The organism is Lentzea sp. NPDC020367 (genome assembly GCF_044387305.1).
GTDB lineage: Bacteria > Actinomycetota > Actinomycetes > Mycobacteriales > Pseudonocardiaceae > Lentzea.
This window is the reverse complement of record NZ_JBIRVV010000001.1, coordinates 841,351-859,339: the sequence shown is the minus strand read 5'-3', so window position 1 is coordinate 859,339 and position 17,989 is coordinate 841,351. Positions and strand designations below refer to the sequence as shown.

Annotated in this window: 19 protein-coding genes; 9 read left to right on the top strand and 10 right to left on the bottom strand. The window is 70.0% G+C overall.

Features of this window, described 5'->3' with window-relative positions:
- The first annotated feature begins 77 nt into the window (after positions 1 to 77).
- Positions 78 to 1,592, top strand: coding sequence for a catalase (locus tag ACH413_RS03845; protein WP_360030319.1), 1,515 nt, complete (start codon positions 78 to 80; stop codon positions 1,590 to 1,592).
- Positions 1,593 to 1,643: 51 nt separating this feature from the next.
- Positions 1,644 to 1,820, top strand: coding sequence for a CsbD family protein (locus tag ACH413_RS03840; RefSeq protein ID WP_360030318.1), 177 nt, complete (start codon positions 1,644 to 1,646; stop codon positions 1,818 to 1,820).
- Between the two features lie 148 nt (positions 1,821 to 1,968).
- Here the strand turns inward: ACH413_RS03840 and ACH413_RS03835 are convergent, their stop codons facing one another.
- Together ACH413_RS03835 and ACH413_RS03830 are read right to left on the bottom strand one after the other, a co-directional pair.
- The gene (locus ACH413_RS03835) at positions 1,969 to 2,406 is read right to left on the bottom strand and encodes an SRPBCC family protein (RefSeq protein WP_360030316.1); all 438 of its coding nucleotides are present in this window, start codon (positions 2,404 to 2,406) and stop codon (positions 1,969 to 1,971) included.
- Between the two features lie 51 nt (positions 2,407 to 2,457).
- Positions 2,458 to 2,844, bottom strand: a complete 387-nt coding sequence (locus ACH413_RS03830) for a hypothetical protein (protein ID WP_360030314.1) — start codon at positions 2,842 to 2,844, stop codon at positions 2,458 to 2,460.
- Between the two features lie 87 nt (positions 2,845 to 2,931).
- Here ACH413_RS03830 and ACH413_RS03825 point away from each other — a divergent pair, with 87 nt between their 5' ends.
- The 5 genes from ACH413_RS03825 (at position 2,932) to ACH413_RS03805 (ending at position 7,598) form a co-directional block, all read left to right on the top strand.
- Positions 2,932 to 3,921, top strand: coding sequence for a YbdK family carboxylate-amine ligase (locus ACH413_RS03825; RefSeq protein WP_360030311.1), 990 nt, complete (start codon positions 2,932 to 2,934; stop codon positions 3,919 to 3,921).
- Positions 3,922 to 4,075: 154 nt separating this feature from the next.
- Complete coding sequence (locus ACH413_RS03820; protein WP_360030309.1) at positions 4,076 to 4,519, top strand: DUF4383 domain-containing protein; 444 nt, start codon at positions 4,076 to 4,078, stop codon at positions 4,517 to 4,519.
- A gap of 103 nt (positions 4,520 to 4,622) precedes the next feature.
- Entirely contained in the window at positions 4,623 to 5,360 is a 738-nt protein-coding gene (locus ACH413_RS03815) for a GAF and ANTAR domain-containing protein (RefSeq protein ID WP_360030306.1), read from the top strand.
- Between the two features lie 117 nt (positions 5,361 to 5,477).
- A complete protein-coding gene (locus tag ACH413_RS03810; RefSeq protein ID WP_360030304.1) occupies positions 5,478 to 6,242 on the top strand; it encodes an alpha/beta fold hydrolase in 765 nt (254 codons plus the stop codon).
- 87 nt (positions 6,243 to 6,329) lie between these two features.
- The gene (locus ACH413_RS03805; RefSeq protein WP_360030302.1) at positions 6,330 to 7,598 is read left to right on the top strand and encodes a glycosyltransferase; all 1,269 of its coding nucleotides are present in this window, start codon (positions 6,330 to 6,332) and stop codon (positions 7,596 to 7,598) included.
- An 85-nt stretch (positions 7,599 to 7,683) separates the two neighbouring features.
- Here the strand turns inward: ACH413_RS03805 and ACH413_RS03800 are convergent, their stop codons facing one another.
- Positions 7,684 to 8,895 carry a PP2C family protein-serine/threonine phosphatase gene (locus ACH413_RS03800; RefSeq protein ID WP_360030300.1) on the bottom strand — a complete coding sequence of 404 codons (1,212 nt, stop codon included), beginning with the start codon at positions 8,893 to 8,895 and terminating at the stop codon, positions 7,684 to 7,686.
- Positions 8,896 to 9,020: 125 nt separating this feature from the next.
- Here ACH413_RS03800 and ACH413_RS03795 point away from each other — a divergent pair, with 125 nt between their 5' ends.
- The gene (locus ACH413_RS03795; RefSeq protein WP_360030298.1) at positions 9,021 to 10,184 is read left to right on the top strand and encodes an anti-sigma factor antagonist; all 1,164 of its coding nucleotides are present in this window, start codon (positions 9,021 to 9,023) and stop codon (positions 10,182 to 10,184) included.
- On the opposite strand, the gene ACH413_RS03790 is transcribed toward ACH413_RS03795, so the two are convergent.
- The 4 genes from ACH413_RS03790 to ACH413_RS03775 are packed head-to-tail and all read right to left on the bottom strand — an operon-like array spanning position 10,150 to position 13,892.
- Positions 10,150 to 11,292 carry an NAD(P)/FAD-dependent oxidoreductase gene (locus tag ACH413_RS03790; protein WP_360030296.1) on the bottom strand — a complete coding sequence of 381 codons (1,143 nt, stop codon included), beginning with the start codon at positions 11,290 to 11,292 and terminating at the stop codon, positions 10,150 to 10,152. The two genes, ACH413_RS03795 and ACH413_RS03790, sit on opposite strands and share 35 nt — an antisense overlap.
- Positions 11,292 to 12,326 (bottom strand): NAD(P)/FAD-dependent oxidoreductase, encoded by a 1,035-nt coding sequence (locus ACH413_RS03785; RefSeq protein ID WP_360030294.1) that lies wholly within the window; start codon positions 12,324 to 12,326, stop codon positions 11,292 to 11,294. Before ACH413_RS03785 ends, ACH413_RS03790 begins: the two co-directional genes overlap by 1 nt.
- Positions 12,319 to 12,837: an isoprenylcysteine carboxyl methyltransferase family protein gene (locus ACH413_RS03780; protein WP_360030292.1), complete on the bottom strand. Its 519-nt coding sequence runs from the start codon at positions 12,835 to 12,837 to the stop codon at positions 12,319 to 12,321. Before ACH413_RS03780 ends, ACH413_RS03785 begins: the two co-directional genes overlap by 8 nt.
- A complete protein-coding gene (locus ACH413_RS03775) occupies positions 12,834 to 13,892 on the bottom strand; it encodes a 3-oxoacyl-[acyl-carrier-protein] synthase III C-terminal domain-containing protein (RefSeq protein WP_360030290.1) in 1,059 nt (352 codons plus the stop codon). The genes ACH413_RS03780 and ACH413_RS03775 overlap by 4 nt, the downstream gene beginning before the upstream one ends.
- A gap of 36 nt (positions 13,893 to 13,928) precedes the next feature.
- Between ACH413_RS03775 and ACH413_RS03770 the strand changes: the two genes are divergently transcribed.
- Positions 13,929 to 14,780 carry a UbiA family prenyltransferase gene (locus ACH413_RS03770; protein WP_360030288.1) on the top strand — a complete coding sequence of 284 codons (852 nt, stop codon included), beginning with the start codon at positions 13,929 to 13,931 and terminating at the stop codon, positions 14,778 to 14,780.
- Here ACH413_RS03770 and ACH413_RS03765 read toward each other — a convergent pair.
- Genes ACH413_RS03765 through tal form a run of 3 tightly spaced genes read right to left on the bottom strand, consistent with a single transcriptional unit; the run spans position 14,770 to position 17,977 of the window.
- Positions 14,770 to 15,657 (bottom strand): SDR family NAD(P)-dependent oxidoreductase, encoded by an 888-nt coding sequence (locus ACH413_RS03765; protein WP_360030287.1) that lies wholly within the window; start codon positions 15,655 to 15,657, stop codon positions 14,770 to 14,772. The two genes, ACH413_RS03770 and ACH413_RS03765, sit on opposite strands and share 11 nt — an antisense overlap.
- The gene (locus ACH413_RS03760; protein WP_360030380.1) at positions 15,654 to 16,850 is read right to left on the bottom strand and encodes a zinc-dependent alcohol dehydrogenase; all 1,197 of its coding nucleotides are present in this window, start codon (positions 16,848 to 16,850) and stop codon (positions 15,654 to 15,656) included. Before ACH413_RS03760 ends, ACH413_RS03765 begins: the two co-directional genes overlap by 4 nt.
- Positions 16,838 to 17,977 (bottom strand): transaldolase, encoded by a 1,140-nt coding sequence (tal, locus tag ACH413_RS03755; protein WP_360030285.1) that lies wholly within the window; start codon positions 17,975 to 17,977, stop codon positions 16,838 to 16,840. The genes ACH413_RS03760 and tal overlap by 13 nt, the downstream gene beginning before the upstream one ends.
- Positions 17,978 to 17,989 lie beyond the last annotated feature (12 nt).

Here is a 17,989-nt window from a genome sequence, read left to right as displayed (position 1 = left end):
GTCAGGTCGATCCGTCGGTCAGCGGCTCGCCAGTCCGCCAACCGCACCCCTGTGCGCCGAGCAGCTGAGAGGACCCGATGTCTGACCTTCCCACCACCAACGACGCCGGCATCCCGGTCGAGAGCGACGAGCACTCGCTCACGATCGGCGCCGGTGGCCCGATCGTCCTGCAGGACCACTACCTCATCGAACAGATGGCGCAGTTCAACCGGGAACGCATTCCGGAGCGCCAGCCGCACGCCAAGGGCAGCGGCGCGTTCGGCAGGTTCGAGGTGACCGCGGACGTGTCGTCCTTCACGAGGGCGGCGGTGTTCCAGCCTGGTGTCACGACCGACGTGCTGGCCCGGTTCTCGACCGTGGCCGGTGAGCGGGGCAGCCCCGACACCTGGCGCGACCCCCGCGGGTTCGCGCTGAAGTTCTACACCTCAGAAGGTGTGTACGACATGGTCGGCAACAACACGCCGGTCTTCTTCATCAAGGACCCGATGAAGTTCCAGCACTTCATCCGCTCGCAGAAGCGGCGGGCCGACAACAACCTGCGCGACCACGACATGCAGTGGGACTTCTGGACGCTGTCACCGGAGTCCGCGCACCAGGTCACGTGGCTGATGGGCGACCGGGGCATTCCGCGCACGTGGCGGCACATGAACGGCTACAGCTCGCACACCTACATGTGGGTCAACGCCGCAGGTGAGCGCTTCTGGGTGAAGTACCACTTCAAGACCGACCAGGGTGTCGAGTTCTTCACGCAGGACGAGGCGGACCAGCTCGCCTCCGCCGACACGGACTACCACACGCGCGACCTGTTCGAGTCGATCGCGAAGGGCGACAACCCGAGCTGGACGCTGTTCGTGCAGGTCATGCCGTTCGACGAGGCCGAGGGCTACCGGTTCAACCCGTTCGACCTGACCAAGGTCTGGCCGCACGCGGACTACCCGCTGACCGAGGTCGGCAAGTTGACCCTCGACCGCAACCCCACCGACCACCACACGGAGATCGAGCAGGCCGCGTTCGAGCCGAACAACCTGGTGCCCGGCATCGGCGCCAGCCCGGACCGCATGCTGCTGGGCCGGATGTTCGCCTACGCCGACGCGCACCGGTACCGCATCGGCGCGAACTACAAGCAGATCCCGGTCAACGCCTCGAAGTCGCCGGTGAACAGCTACAGCAAAGACGGCGCGATGCGGGTCACGAACGTGTCCGACCCCGTCTACGCGCCGAACTCCAAGGGCGGCCCCCGCGCCGACGTCGAGCAGTACGGCACACCGGCGGGCTGGGCCGCGCAGGGCGACATGGTCCGTGCCGGATACGTCTCGCACGCCGAGGACGACGACTGGGGTCAGGCCCGCACGATGGTCCGGGAGGTCCTGGACGACGACGCGCGGGCGCGGCTGGTCGACAACGTCGTCGGCCACCTGCTCAACGGCGTGTCCGAACCGGTGCTGGTCCGGGCGTTCGAGTACTGGCGCAACGTCGACGAGGACCTCGGCAAGCAGGTGGAGGCCGGGGTGCGCGCCAAGGAGGACGAAAAGGACCCGAAAGCGGAGAAGCAGGCGAACCCGGCACGCGAGAGCATGCAGCGAAAGGCCTGAACCATGTTTTCGGACACGTTTGTCCTCAACAGCAGAGGGAATCCGAGAGCCATGGGTGCTGATGACAAGCTGGACGCCAAGGGCGACGAACTCAAGGGCAAGCTGAAGGAAGGCGTCGGTGACGCCACGAACGACCGAGGCCTGCAGGCCGAAGGCAAGACGGACCAGGCCAAGGGTCACCTGAAGGAAGCGGCGGAGAAGGTCAAGGACGCTTTCAAGAAGGACTGACCGTCACGCCGTTGAGGGCCCCACATCGTTGATGTGGGGCCTTCGGCGTCTCACGACAACGGCCGGGAAATCGCGATGCGCTTCTGGCAGTGGCGATTTCCCGGCCGGTTCCCGCATTCGCCGCTCGTGCGTTTCGCGGCCCTGCGTACTAGCGGGCCAGCCCGTTGAGCACCTCGGTCATCTGCTTCTCGGTGTCGTTGCCGAGCTTCTCGAACACCACCTTGGCCAACGGCGCCGCGAGCTTGGCCGCGCCGTTGAACTCGAGGTCGTTGGTGTAGGTGATGCTCGAACCCGTGCCGCTGGGCGTGATCTCGATGGTCTCGGTGGAGGTGGCGGTGTCGTTGCGGCCCACCAGCACGATCCGGTCGTCGAGGAGCTGTTCGAGCGTGTAGGTCAGTTCGGTGGTGACGCCCGCGATCTTCGAGGTGTTGTGCCAGTTCGCCCCGACCTGGACAGGTCCGCTGTCGTTGCGGGTGCAGCTCTCGGTGCCGGGATCCCACTGCACGGCGTTGCCGAAGTCGGCCAGGTACGGCACCGCGGTCTGGGGCGGGGCCTCGACGGTGAACGTGCGGGACACGGTGGTCATGGCTCGAACCTTTCGCTGGAGATGCGATCCGGGTACCCAGCGAGGGAGCGCTCAGTCGTTCTCGGCGTACGCGGCGGCGCTGCGCCGTTGCCGGTCGCGCTTGAGCTCCTTCTCCAGGCCGTGCCGCTGCCCGCCGGCCAGGTCGTCGCGGGCCGCGCGTTCGACGTCGCGGAACACGTCGTAGTACATGTCGTCGTACTCCTCGACGATCTGGAACGTCCACCGTCCAGGAAGGACGTTGCGGCCCACCAGGTCGCGTTGCACCCGCTTCGCGTGTTCGCCGTGCCCCGCTTCGCGCAGCGCCGCGATCGCCGCGTCGAGCTCGAAGTCCGCGGTGCCGGTCAGCTGGTGGAACGAGTACAGGTGCCCGCGTGCGCGTTCGGTCGTCTCCAGCGCTTTGCGGAGCTTGCCCAGCGCTTCGATCGTCTTGTCGTCCATGCCGAACCGAATACCCCGCTGCGGTTCGCGCCTACCCCGCACGGGTAACCGCAGATCGCAACGTCCAGGAAGAGCGGAGACGGTCACTTGGCCAACGCGTGCGCCGACACCGTGGGTGTTGAAGAAGAGTTCCTGCTCGTCGATCCGGCCTCCCGGCGCACGGTGATGCGCGCGCCCGCCGTGCTCGCCCGACTGCACGGCACGGAACTGACCAAGTTCCACGCGGAGCTGGCCGGAACCCAGGTGGAAGCCGCAACCGGGCCGTGCACCAGCGTGGTCATCCTCGGCGAGGCACTCACGCACGCCCGCGCGATGGTCGCCGACGCCGCCCGCGAAGAGGGCGTGGAACTGCTTTCCCGTGGCACGCCGGTCAAAACCGCCACGCATTCGATCGTCACGGAAGGCGCTCGGTACCACCGCATCCTCGACGCCTACGCGGGCGTCATCGAGGACTACGAGGCCAGCGGGTGCCACGTGCACGTCGGCGTACCGGACCGCGAGACGGCCGTGGCCGTGCTGAACCACGTGCGGCCCTGGCTGCCCACGTTGCTGGCGCTGTCGGCCAACTCCCCCGACCGCGGATACGCGAGCTGGCGGACGGTGCTGCAGTCGAGGTTCCCCGGCGCGGGCGTGCCTCCGCTGTTCTCCGGCGCGGAGGAGTACGACGCGCACGTCGGGCGGATGGTGGCCTGCGGAACGCTCGTGGACCGGTCGCAGTCGTTCTGGCTGGTGCGCCTCGGCTCGTCGCTGCCGACGGTCGAGTTCCGCGTGGCCGATGCCGCCGCCGAGGTGGACGACGCGGTGCTGCAGGCGGCACTCTCCCGTGCACTCGTGCACACCGCCCACGACGACATCCACTCCGGCAAGGAACCTCCCGCGGTACGGGACGACGTGCTCGCGGCTGCGGTGTGGGCCGCGTCCAGGTACGGCATCGAGGGCGCCGGCGTCGATCCGTGGCGGGAGTGCCGGGTACCCGCGACCGCGTTGGTCGACGACCTGCTCAAGCACGTGACGTCCGCTTTGGACGAACGCGGCGAGCTGTCGCTGGTCCACGGGCTCATCGCCAAGCGCGTGTGACAGGTCGGGGAAACTTCCTTCGCAGCACGGCCTGTCGAATGCGCTGAAGGCGTGCGCAATGCCTTGTGAACCGGGCCGCTGAGATCAGTTTGCGGGGTAAAGGCACGGGTAGCCGCCCCACGACCGAAGCGGTTCACCCTTCACGGGAGAAGACATGTCCCGAACTGAAATGACCACGCGCACGCCCCTGCAGAAGGCCGCGTTGGCGGTCGGCGCGGTGTTCGCCCTGGTCGGTGTCGCCGGATTCATCCCCGGCGTCACGACGAACTACGACACGATGTCGTTCGCGGGCCACGAGTCGCAGGCGATGTTGCTCGGCCTGTTCATGGTGTCGATCCTGCACAACCTCGTCCACCTCGGCTTCGGCGTCGCCGGATTCCTCATGTCCCGCACGGTGGACGGCGCCTACTGGTACCTGGTCGGCGGTGGCGCCGTCTATCTGGTCCTGTGGCTGTACGGCCTGGTGATCGACCACGACAGCACGGCCAACTTCGTGCCGGTCAACACCGCCGACAACTGGCTGCACCTGCTGCTGGGCGTCGGCTTGATCGGCCTCGGCCTGGCGCTGCGCCGCACCCGCGCCCACCGCGGGCGCTAGTCGCGGTCCTGCTTCCCCGGCGGGCAGCGGAACGATCACCGCCGGGGTAGCTGCGGGCGTCCGCCCAGCTCGTGCCTCCGCTCTGGAAGAAGGTGAAAGACCCGTGACACCGCACCACTCGAACAGCCCGCCGATCGGCGATGCCCTGGACGAGGTGACCAGCGCGCTGGACGCCCTCGGCGAGGCACTCGGCCGCTCCGAGGACCTTCCCGCGCTGGTCGAGCTGGTGTGCCATCAGGTGATGCACGCGGTGCCCGGCGCCGAGGAAGTGTCCGTGACACTGCTCGACGCGGGGAAGCCGTTCACCGCGTCGTCCACCAGCGAACTGGCCGAGGAGCTCGACGAGGTCGAGTACCGCGAGGACTCCGGCCCCTGTGTCGACGCGGCGAAGCAGGGACAGCTGGTCCGCGCCGGCCTGGAGGAGGCGTTGGAACGCTGGCCGGTCTTCGCCAGGGCGTGCCGGTCGGCCGGCATGGTCAGCTTCCTGTCCACCCCGTTGGTGGTCGACGACCAGCACGCCGGTGCCATCAACGTCTACTCGGCGCGCGACCACGGGTTCGCCGACCTCGACGGCCCGTTGCTGGGCCTCTACACCGCCGCGGCCGAGGTCGCGCTGCGCAGCCACAGCAGGTACCTGCGGGCCTCCGAGCACTCCGCACACCTGCGCACCGCACTGGACTCCCGCGCCGTGATCGACCAGGCGAAGGGAATCATCATGGCGGTGCGCGGCGTCAGCGCGGATGACGCGTTCGGGGTGCTCGTCGAGCATTCACAGCGGGAGAACCGCAAGGTGCGGCTGGTCGCCGAGGAATTCATCGCCGGAGTGCTGAACGGCCGGTGAGTCGCGGGTGTGCAGCTCACCGCCCCGACCAGCGGCCAAACGTCGCGTGCCTCGCGTTTGTGACGCCTTTGCGCGGCAATCCGGCTCCTACTGACTGAGCCGAGGAGAACCGCGCACATGCGTGCATTGCGTTCGTTGCATTCCATCACCCGTGAGCACATCGGAACGGCGATGCTCGGTGTCCAGCTGGTGGCCCATCCCGTGTGGCGTCACGCTGATCCGGACGAGGGCGCCGGTGCGGGCGTCCTGCTCGTGCCCGGCTTTGGAGCCGCGGACGCTGCGCTGAGCCCGACCAGCATCTGGCTGGCTCACCGCGGTTACCGTCCGGCGGGAGCCCGCATCGGATTCAACCTCGGTTGCACCACCGAACTGGTCGACCGGATCGAGCGACGACTCGAGGAACACGCGGACGTCACCGGCGGACCGGTGGTGCTGATCGGACACAGTCGCGGTGGTGGCCTCGCCCGGCTCGCCGCCGTGCGCAGGCCCGATCTGGTCCGCGGTCTCGTGATGCTGGGAAGCCCCGTCGTCGACCCGATGGCCGCCAACGCGAACGTGATGCTCGCCGCGCACGCACTCACCAGGCTCGCCGCGGTCGGCGTCCCCGGACTGATGGATCGTGAGTGCTTCAACGGAACCTGCCACGACAACAGCACCAGGGCACTGGCCACGCCACTGCCGCAGGGAATTCCGGCCGTGTCGATGTACTCCCGGACCGACGCCGTCGTGCCGTGGCGGCTGAGCCTCGACCCGTCCGCGGAGTGCATCGAGGTGAAGAGCACCCACATCGGCATGGGCCTCGCACCGGACGTCTACATCGCCCTGCAGCCACGGCTCTCCGCCTGGGCCACCGGCCACCTGACTGCACAGCGTGTCGGATGAGTCGCGCGCGGGTAGCCTGAAGCCGTTGGCAAATGCCGCAACCGCCCAGACCCGCGGTCTCATCACTTCGTCGTGAGGAGAACCACGGTGGGCAGCAGTTCCGAGCAAGCCACCTCCACGCGGATGACGATCGCGCTGGTCTCCGAACACGCCGGCCCGCTGGCCGCACCGGGCGCGTTCGACGCCGGCAGCCAGAACGTCTACGTGGCAGGGCTCGCGACCGCGTTGTCCGCCCTCGGCCACCGAGTGGTCGTCTACACGCGATGCGATGATCCCCGGGTCCCGCGACGAGTGCGCACCAGCGACGGCTACACCGTCGTGCACGTACCGGCCGGACCTGCCAGGAAGATCACTGAAGACGAGGTCCTCGCCCACCTGGGCGACTTCGTCCAGTTCCTCAGGACAGACTGGGAAACGCACGTACCCGACATCGTGCACGCCCACGGCTGGCTCTCCGGGCTCGCGGCGGTGTTGAGCACACAGCACACGCGGATCCCGGTGGCGCAGTCCTACCACACGGTGGGCACAACATCGCGTCAGGATCGGCGCACGAACGACCCGGTCTCCACCAAACGCCTTGCCGTCGAACGACTTGTCGGCCACGAGGCCGCCCGCGTCGTCGCCGTCTCGTCGGACGAGGCCCGCGAGGTCCTCCGGATGGGGATAGACCGAACGAAGTTGTCCGTGGTGCCGCGGGGCGTCGACCTCGATCTGTTCACACCGCAGGACTCCCCCACCGCACGGATAGGCCTGCGTCAGATCGTGTCGGTGGGAAGACTGCTGCCGCACAAGGGTTTCGAGGACACGATCCGCGCTCTGTCCAAAGTGGAGGACGTCCGGCTGGTGATCGCCGGCGGTTCCGCGGAAGGCGACGTCCGCGGTGATCCCGAGGCGCGGCGGCTGCTGGCACAGGCCCAGGCGCTGGGAGTCTCGGAGAAGGTCCGGTTCGCCGGCCACGTGCCTCACGCCGACCTGCCCGTCCTGCTCCGGTCCGCGGACGTGGTGGTGTGCACCCCGCGGCACCGGTCGTCCGGCAGCGTGGCGCTGGAAGCGATGGCGTGCGGCGTTCCGGTTCTCGCGACCGAGGTCGGCGCGCTCGTCGACTCCGTGATCGACGGGCTCACCGGCGTGCAGGTTCCGCCGAGAAGGCCGGACGCGATAGCCAGGGCGTTGCGGTCGCTGCTCGCCGACGGCACGCAGCGGGAACTGCTCGGCGTCGCCGGGCGCGATCGCGTGCACGCGCGGTACTCGTGGCAGCGCATCGCCACCGACCTCGTGCGGACCTACACGGCAACGATCAGCAACCACCCAGCGGCCAGGACCTCCGTGCGCCTGTCACCGTCGCTCGGGCACTAGGCCGTGTCCTGCAAGTTCATTGGGCGACAGTGGCAGCCGAGTCTCTCGCCCGCGCCTCTCACCGGACGAACTTGCAGGACACGACCTAGGCGGGCGAGGCGGAGTCCGTGTCGGCGCCGTGGTCGGCCTCGCGTTCGGTGCGGCCGGCTCCGTGCCAGTCCAGGCAGAGCACGGTGGCGTCGTCCTGGAGGTGATCGCGGTAAGCGCGCCGCACGGCCCGGGTCGCCGCCCGCACCACCTCCCTGGGGTGCAGCGCCTCGGTGTCGCGGAGCAGTGCGGGCAGGTCGACGTCCTCGGCGTCGCGTTCGAACATGCCGTCGGTGAGCAGCATCAGCCGATCGCCGGGGAGCAGGTCCAGCCGTTGCACCCGGTAGGGGTGCGGCTGGACGCCGAGGAGCAGGTCGATCTTCAGCCTGAGCGGCTCCACCACGCCGTCGCGCAGCAGCAGTGGTGCCGGGTGACCGGCGTTGACCAGCGTGACCGCTCCGTCGCGCAGGTCCACGCGCACCAGTAGTCCGGTCGCCAGTGCTCCGCGGCGGTGGTCCATCAGCGCGAGGTTGGCCCGCTCCGCCTGCTCGGCCAGGCCGTGGCCGGCCCGCCGAGCCCCGCGCAGTGCGCTGACCAGCAGGGTCGCGGTCAACGCCGAGCCCACGTCGTGGCCGACGGCATCAGTGATCGACAGGTGCAGGACGTCGCGTTCCACCGCGTAGTCGTAGGTGTCGCCGCCGATGTCGTGGGCCGGTACCAGTGCACCGGCGACGGTGAACTGGGCGGCCTCGCAGCAGGACGCCGTGGGCAGCAACTGGTGCTGGATCTCCGCGGCCAGGCTCATCGTCGTGGTGCGCCTGCCGGAGTGGTAGAGATCGGTGAAACGACGGTCGGTGACGATGACGTAGGCCAGTGCGTGCGCGGCCTCGCTGAGCTGTGCCAGCACCTCCTCGTCGACTGAGGGCACGGTCACCTCCAGCACGCCGACGCAGTCCCCGCGGTTGGTCACCGGCAGCGCCACCCGCACGCCGTCGCCGTCCTGCTCCTGCCGCGGCTGCTGGGTGCGCAGCACCTCCTCGTAGGAGCTGTCCCGCAGGTCGATGCGCGCCGCGCCGGCCCCGCCGAGGTCCCACGTGGTCGAGGTGAGTCGCACCAGTTGCTCATCACCGACGTCGATCAGCAGGAACGACACGTCGAACGCCTGGAAACGCTTCGCCAGGTCGCGTGCGACGACCTCGACCGACTCCGTCGGCGGTGCGCTCTCGGCCGCCGCCAGCACATCGCCGGTTCGCAGCGCGTCGCCGTTCATCCCACCTCCGTGCAGTCGGGTCACCCCAACCACACCACCCGCACCGGTCGAGCGCAACGAGACCACCGGCGACTCCCGGAACCGGTACGCGATAGAGGCGAGAACGAAACGGGTAATCACCAGGTATGCGTCCGCCATCTGCGCACGACGAGGTCACACACACCCGGCAACTGCGGATATCAAGCGCGTTCGTCACGTTGGCCGACACGCTGGTCACCGAGTTCGACGTCGCGGACTCGCTGGACCTCCTCACCCAGCGGTGCATCGAACTGCTGGACGTGTCCGCGGCCGGGATCACCCTGATCGGCCCTGACGGCGTCGCGCACGTCATGGCCGCCTCATCACGGCACGCGCAAATGCTGGAGCTGTTGGAGGTGCGGACGGAAAGCGGACCGTGCATCGACTGTCTCCGCACCGGTCACCCGGTCGCCGAACACGACCTGACCACCGAGACGTCGCGGTGGCCGCGGTTCGCCGCAGCGGCCCAGGAGTGCGGCTATCGGTCGGTACAGGCGCTGCCGCTGCGGTTGCGCGACCGGACGATCGGGGCGCTGTGCCTGCTCGACACCGGAACCGGGCCGATGAACAACGGTCAGGTCGATCTCGCTCAGGCGCTGGCCGATGTCGCCACCATCGGCATCCTGCAACACCGCGCGCTGGAGCACCACGGCCAGATCGCCGGCCAGTTGCAGACCGCGCTCTCCAGCCGCGTCATCGTTGAACAGGCCCGCGGCGTACTCGCCCAACGCGGCGGCCTGTCCATGGACGACGCCCTTGTCCGGCTGGACGGCTACGCACGCGTGCGCAATCGCCCTCTCACCTCGCTCGCCGGCGCTGTGGTCACGGGGACCGTCGATCTCGACGCTGTCCTCGCCCATCCCACGACCCCCGCCGCGGCACCGATGCCGTCACCGCGCCCGCCGCCGCTGACCGTCACGACGTTGTCCAGCAACCAGGCGATGGTCCTGGTCGTGGCCGGAAGCATCGACCTCGTCACCGCGCCGGTCCTGCACGACGCCCTCGAGTCGGCCGCGACACTGCGGCCCCGGTTGCTGGTGGTCGACCTGTCCGCGGTCGAGTTCCTCGCGTGCGCGGGACTGTCGGTGCTGATCGCCGCTCACCACAGGGCCGAGGACCGCACGTGCCTGCGAGTGGTGGCGGACAGGAGAGCCACGCGTCGTCCGCTGGCGCTGACCGGCGTGGACACCTACCTGTCCGTGCACGACTCCCGAGCGCATGCCCTGACCACGGCCGTTACCTCCGCAGCGCGCCCTGGGTTCCGGTCCTGAGCATCGCGACGGCGAGGGCGGAGCCGATGGTGCCCGCTCCGAGACCGATCTCGACGAGGTCGTCGAACGCGCGCTGGTGGTCGCGGGCCGCGGTCGTCGCCAGGTCGACCAGCAGGGGTGTGCGCGTGAGCCGGGCGAGCGCGTCGGTGTGCCGCAGGTGCCTGCCGAGCCGGTGGCGCAGCGATCGGCGGTACCGGTCGGCCGGTTCCGGTGTCATGGCGGCGGTGCCGGCCAGGAATCCGGACAGGACGGCGTAGTAGATCCCCTCACCGGTGAGCGGGTTGATCAGCGAGGCGGCGTCACCCGCCAGCAGAACACGGCCGTGGCCGACGTCGGGCCTGCCGGGTGACAGCGGTAGCCGGTGCCCGCGCAACGTGATCGGCGGGCAGCCGGGCAACAGGTCGTGCAGTCGTTCCACCAGGTGTGCCCTCGTGGGTGGATCAGCGCGGACGAGTTCGCCGTAGCCGACGTTCGCGGTGCCGTCGCCGACCGGGAAGACCCATGCGTACGCGGGCCAGTGCGCGGTGGTCATCACGAGTCGTTGTTCACCGGCGGGCCACGGTTCCGCGCTCGTGTACCCGCGCAACGCGATGGCGGTGGTACCCGCCGGTGCCCGGCCGGCGCCGCATTGCCGTCGTACGACCGACTCCGCGCCGTCCGCGCCGATGATCGTGCGGGCGTGGACCACGCCGTCGACGTCGACTCCGTCGCCGGCCGGGCTGAGCGTGCGGACCCGGTGCCGTCGCAGCTGCGCGCCTGCGTCGCACGCAGCTTGCACGAGCCGTGCGTCCAGCAGCGCGCGGGGCACGACCGCGGCCGGGCGCGCGAACCGGCGGGCAGCCGTCACACCTCGCGGTGACGTCAGCCGCAGATCGTGGACCGGGGCGGTACCGGCCGTGAGCGCGGCGACGTCCACGCCGAGCCCGGCCAGGACGTCCAGGGCGTGCGGCGCGACTCCGTCACCGCAGACCTTGTCGCGGGGGAAGTCCGCGGCGTCCAGCAGCAGCACGCGGGCCGCCGGGTTCGCGCGCAACGCCGCGAGCGCGGCCGTCGACCCTGCCGGTCCGGCGCCGACGACGACCAAGTCCCAGCTGTCGCGCGCCGTCATCAGCGGGCGAGCTGGTCGACGGCGGCGGCGAACAGCCACGGCGCGCGGACGGCGGCGGGAACGATCCGGCGACCGAGCACGGGGCGATTCCTGGCCCACAGCAAGGACTCCGTCAACCAGCGCGACCGTCGTGACGTACGGGTCCACGCTCGTTCGTAGTCGGCGGGCCGCCCGGCGCGCAGGCATCGGACGAGGTCGGCCGCGGTGGTCAGGGACAGCGCCAGCCCTTCGCCGGTGAGCGCGTCCACGTAGCCCGCAGCGTCTCCCGCGAGCAGCACGCGGCCGGCCACCCGGCCGGTCGTGCGCTGCCGCAACGGTCCGGCGCCCTTCACCCGCGAGACCGGGTGCGCGCCGGCCAGACGTGCCTCCAGTTCGGGGAAGGCGGCCAGTTGGTCGGTGAAACCGCCGCGGACCGACGACAGGATCGCGACCCCGACCGTGTCCGGCGCCACGGGCGTCACGTAGGCCTCCGACCGCGCTGCCCACGTCACCTCGACCCCACTGCCCCAGGGAGCGAGGGCGAAGTGGCGGCGCAGTCCCCACCGCGGCGCGGAAGTCCTCGACTGGGCGGTGAGGCCGACGAGATCGCGGATCGACGAGTGCAGCCCGTCGGCGGCGACGAGGTAGCGCGCCCGCAGCCCGCCGGCCAGCACGTGGTCGTCGTGCTGCAGGACGTCGGTGATCCGGTTGGCCAGCACCGGTATCCCCGCGCGTGCGGCCGCCGCGCCCAGGGCGTCGTGCAGGCAGGTGCGGCGGACCCCGAGTCCGGTGCCGCCGCGGAACGGCGCGTGCGCGACCAGGGCGCCCTGCCGGTAGGTGATGCCCTCGATCAGGTGTCCCGGCGGGTCCACGCCGAGCGAGGCGAGTGCCCGCACGGCGCCGGGCATCAGTCCTTCCCCGCAGGCTTTGTCGAGCACGCCGGGCCGCTTCTCGCAGACCACCACGTCCAGGCCCGCCCGCGCGCAGCCCAGTGCGACGGCGAGACCGGCAGGGCCGCCTCCAGCCACCACCACGTCGTGCATCCGGTCAGGCATCCACGGATCGCAACGCGTCGTTTTCCGCGCGGATGCGGACCGTCAGCAGACCCGCGTTCAGCACGGTGAAGACCACGGCGGTCAGCCAGGCGTCGTGCACCAGCGGCAGAGCGAACCCCTCGACCACGACGGCGACGTAGTTGGGGTGCGGGAAGAGGCGGTAGGGGCCGTGAGTCACTCGGGGCAGCCCGGGCACGACGACGATCCGGGTGTTCCACTGACGCCCGAGCACCCGGATGCACCACCACCGCAACGCCTGCGACAGCACGACCAGCGCGAGCATCGGCCAGCCGAGCACGGGCGTGAAGTCCCTGTCCGCCAGCCAGACTTCGAGCAAGCAGCCCGCCAGCAGCCCGGTGTGCAGCACGACCATGAACGGGTAGTGCGCGAACCCGGTCTCACGTCCTCCGCGGGCGAGGCTCCACGCCATGTTGCGCTTGGCGACGACCAGTTCGGCCAGCCGCTCGACCGCGACGAGACCGACCAGCACCGAGTACCACACCTGGCTCACCACCTCAGCAACACCAGTTCCGCGCAGAAACCCGGTCCCATCGCCATCACCACGCCCCAGTCGCCGGGAGAAGCGGGTCTGGCCGCGAGGGTGTCGGCGAAGACGTGCAGCACGGACGCGGACGACAGGTTTCCTATCTCGTGCAACGACCGCCACGTCATCGCGAGATCCTCCTCGTCGAGGCCGAGCACCGACTGGATGGCCTCGATGACCTTCGGCCCGCCGGGGTGGCAGATCCAGCGGGCGATGTCGCCGATCTCCAACCCGTGTGGTGCCAACAGGTGCTTGACGTCGTCGGCGAGATGTTCACGCACGAGTTCGGGAACCTCGGACCCCAGCACGATCTTCAGGCCGCTGCTGCCGATGTCCCAGCCCATGGCGCGTTCGGAGTTCGGGTACAGGTGACTGAGCGAGTCCACGACCTGTGGCCCCGCCGCCGCGCCGGGATGCTCCGAGCCGACGGCGACGACCGCGGCGGCGCCGTCACCGAACAGGCCGGAGGCGATCATGTTGGCGGCGCTGGGATCCTGGCGCTGCACGGTCAGCGAGCACAGCTCGACGGACACTAGCATCGCCACCGAGGTCGGCCAGCCGCGCAGGAAGTCGTGCAGACGTGCGACACCCGCCGCTCCGGCCAGACAACCGAGACCGATGATCGGGATCCGCTTCACGTCCGGCCGCATGCCGATGCGGGCGGCGATCCGCGCGTCGAGGGACGGCACGACGACGCCGGTGACCGTCGTGGACACGATGAGATCCACATCGGACGGTCGCAGTCCCGCGTCCGCCAGCGCGGCCAGAGCGGCCTCACAACCGAGATCGACGGCGACCGAGAGGAAAGCGTCGTTCGCAGCGGTGAAGCCGTCGAGCTCGCTGTACTGCTCGATGGACAACGCGAGATGCCGGGAACCGACACGGGCGCTGCTGTGGAACCGGGCCGCCACCGCGCGGGCGGTGGAATCCGGCAAACACAACTGCGCGAACAGGTTTGTGAGCCGAGCCTGCGGGTAGCGGTGCGGCGGAAGAACACCGTGCACCGCCGAAATTGTCGTCACCCCTTGTACGGTACGGCTTCCGCCTACACTCGGCAGATGAGCGGCACAGCGGTCCACCAAGGGAAGTCGTCGCGCACACTGCTCGGTCTCGCACAGGCCTGTCATCCCCTGCCCAGTCTCGCGGTCACCGCGGTGGCCGTCCTTCTGGGACTGGGCAACGGGCTCGACGGTCCGCGCACGATCCTGCTCGGCGCCGCGGTGCTCACCGGACAGCTGTCCATCGGCTGGTCCAACGACTGGATCGACGCGGCGCGCGACCGTGCCACCGGCCGCACGGACAAACCCGCCGCCACCGGAGGCGTTTCCGTGCGCGCGGTCGCGGTGGCGGCCACAGCGGCATCGGTGGCGACGGTCGTGTTGTCGTTGCTGCTGGGGTGGTTCGCCGGCATCGCGCTGATCCTGAGCGTCGTGGGCGGCTGGGCGTACAACCTCGGTCTCAAGGCCACGGTCTTCTCCGGTGCCGCCTACCTGTTCGCGTTCGGCGCGCTGCCGATCGGTGTGTACGCGGCCGCGCCGGGAGAGCCGTGGCCGCCGTGGTGGGTCCCGGTGGTCAGCGCGCTGCTCGGGTTCGGGGCGCATTTCGCCAACGTGCTCCCGGATCTGCGCGCGGACGCCGAAACGGGCGTGCGCGGTCTGCCCCACCGGCTAGGGCCGCGCGCCGGGGTGATCGTCATGGCCGCCGCCCTCGCCACGGCGTCCGCGGTGCTGGGCCTCTCCCCCGCCGGGGCGTCCGTCCTCTACTCGGTGGTCGTGGTGACGGCCGGGATCGTGTTGGCCGCCGCCACGACGGTCGCCGCGATCCGCGCACCGCACAGCGCGATCGCGTTCCGGCTCACCGTCGCGATCGCGCTGCTGGACGTGGTGCTGCTCATCACGATCACCGCGTGACGGGCCACCGTCCCTGCGTCCGTTCCAGGGCGGGGAACGGCTCGAAGACGTTGCCGGGTGTCGGGTCGACCGGCGTCCTGGTCAGCCCCGCCAGCCGGAACAGCGGCCCGACGAGCAGGTCGTAGAGCCTTGGCACACAACGGAACGCCGTGATGATCAACGGATTTCCCGGCCCCACCCGCACCGAGACGTGCCGGCGGGGGTGGTCGGCCAGGCGGACGATCGCGGCGGCGACCCTGCCCGGACTCAGCACCGGGACCGGTGGCCGCATCGCGCGGCCGGTGTAGTTGGCCGCCTGGTCGTACACCGGTGTGTTGACACTGCCGGGGCTCACGATGCACACGTGCACCCCTGGTTCGTCACGGGTTTCCTGTTGCAGGGTCCGCAACAACGCGCGTTGTCCCCACTTGGCCGCGGTGTAGGCGCCCATCCGCGGCACGGTGACCGAGCCGAGCAACGAGTTCACCCCGACGAGAACACCGGAGTGCTGACGGCGAAAGACCGGCAGGACAGCTTGAGCGAGGTGGAGCGTGCCGTGGATCGCGGTGTCGACCACCGCGTTGAACACGTCCGCGGGCATCGCCTCCACGGTGCCGTACGCCATCACCGTCGCGCTGTGCACGACGACGTCGATGCGCCCGTGCCGTTCCAGCACGTACCCGATGATCCGGCCGGCGCCACCGGGATCGCCGATGTCGTCGACGATCACGTCCAGCGCACCGGATCCCACTGCCCTGCAGACCTTCTCCGCCGCGTCCAGCGCCTCGCCGCTGCGGGACACCAGCACGACGTCGTCGCCACGGGAAGCGAACGCCGTCGCGGTGGCGAGTCCGATTCCGCTGCTGGCGCCCACGACGAGCACGACGCGACCGGTCACGGGCTCAGCACGACCTTGACGCAGCCGTCGCTCTTGGCGCGGAACATCTCGTACCCCCGCGCGGCATCGGCGAGCGGGATGCGGTGCGTGGTCAGGTCGAGGGTTCCCAGCGGGTCGGCGGGATCCAGCACCAGTGGCAGGATCTCGTCGGTCCAGCGGCGCACGTGCGCCTGGCCCATCCGCAGCTGGATGCCGCGGTCGAACATCTCCATCATCGGCATCGCGTCCAGTTCACCGCCGTACACACCGGACACCGAGACCGTGCCGCCGCGGCGCACACCCTTCAGGGCCGCGTGCAGGGCGTCGAGGCGGTCGACGGCCAGTTTGTCGGTCACCTTCTGTGCCAGCGCGTCGGGAAGCAGGCCGGTGGCCTTCTGCGCCAGGGCGACGAACCCTCCGCCGTGGGCCTCCATGCCGACGGCGTCGATGGTGGCGTCCGGGCCGCGGCCGTCGACCATGGCGATCAACGCGGCCGCCAGGCCCTCGGAGCCCTCGAACTCGTCGAAGTCCACCGGTTCGGCGCCGTGCTTCTCGGCGAGCGCGAGCCGTTCGGGAACGCGGTCCACGCCGATGACGCGGCCGGCACCGAGCTGCTTGGCGACGCGGACGGCGAACTGCCCGACCGGGCCGAGGCCGAGCACGGCGACGGTGCCGCCGGGTGGCACGTCGGCGTAGCGGACGGCCTGCCACGCGGTCGGCAGGATGTCGGACAGGAACAGGAACTGGTCGTCGGGCGTGCCGTCCGGAACGACGATCGGCCCGAACTGGGCCTGCGGCACGCGCAGGTACTCGGCCTGACCGCCGGGCACCGAGCCGTAGAGCGAGGTGTACCCGAACAGGCTCGCGCCCTTGCCCTCACCGCGCACCTGCGTCGTCTCGCACTGGGCGAACAGGTCGCGCTCGCACATCCAGCAGTGTCCACAGGAGATGTTGAACGGCACGACGACCCGGTCGCCCACCTTGAGGTGGCCGCTCGCTTCGGAGCCGACCTCCTCGACGACACCCATCGCCTCGTGGCCGAGCACGTCGCCTGGCTTCAGGTACGGCCCGAGCACGCCGTAGAGGTGGAGGTCGGAGCCGCAGATGGCGGTCGAGGTGACCTTGATGATCGCGTCGGTCGGCGTCTCGATGCGCGGGTCCGGCACGTCGACGACCTGGACGTTCTCATTGCCTTGCCATGTCAGCGCTTTGATGACGTCTCCTTGGTGGCGTGGTCGAGCTGGCCGCGCACGGTGTCCGCGAGCTCGTCCCAGCTGTCGATGAACTTCTGGACTCCCTGGCGTTCCAGCTCGCCGGTGACCTCGCGGTAGTCGATCCCGAGCTCGGCGATCTCGTCCAGCACGTCCTGCGCCGGGCCGTAGAGCTCTTCCATCACCAGGTGGGGCACGGAGCCGTGGTCGGCGAAAGCCTCGAGCGTCGGCCCCGGCATCGTGTCGACCGTGCCGGGGATGGCCAGCTCGGACACGTACATCGTGTCGGGGTAGGCGGGGTCCTTCACGCCGGTGGACGCCCACAGGGGTCGTTGCGGGCGCGCACCGGACGCGGCCAGGCGTTGCCAGCGCTCGGACGCCAGGCTTTCCACGTGGACCTCGTGGGCCAGGCGGGCGTTGGCGATCGCCGCCTTGCCCTTGGCCGCCTTGGCACGGTCCGTGCCGATGGCGTCGAGTCGCGCGTCGATCGCACTGTCCACACGGGACACGAAGAACGAGGCGACCGAGTGGATGGTGGACACGTCGTACTCGTTGAACGCCGCTGTCTCCAGACCGGTGTGGTAGGCGTCGATGACGTCGCGGTAGCGGTCGAGGGAGAAGATCAGGGTGACGTTGACGCTGATGCCCTCGGCGATGACCGCGGTGATCGCGGCTAGTCCCGCGGTGGTAGCGGGAATCTTGATGAGCAGGTTCGGCTCGTCCACCGCCGCCCACAACAGCCGGGCGCGGTCGATGGTGGCCTCCGCGTCGTGGGCGAGGCCGGGGTCGACCTCCAGCGACACCCTGCCGTCGACGCCGTCCGTGCGGTCGTAGATCGGGCGCAGCACGCGGCAGGCCGCCCGGACGTCGTCGGTCGTGATGGCGAAAACGGTGTCCTCGACGCCTGTTCCCGCCTCCGCGAGGTCTCTGAGCTGCGGCGTGTAGCTCTCGCCCTTGGCCAGGGCCGAGGCGAAGATCGTGGGGTTGGTCGTGATGCCGACGACGCCGCGGTCCGCGATCAGCGCCTCCAGCCGGCCGTCGGACAGGAGCTCGCGGGACAGGTCGTCGAGCCAGATCGACACCCCTGCGGCGGCGAGTTCGGCGAGCGGGTGGTCGTGGCCCGTGGGCATGATGCCTCCGTA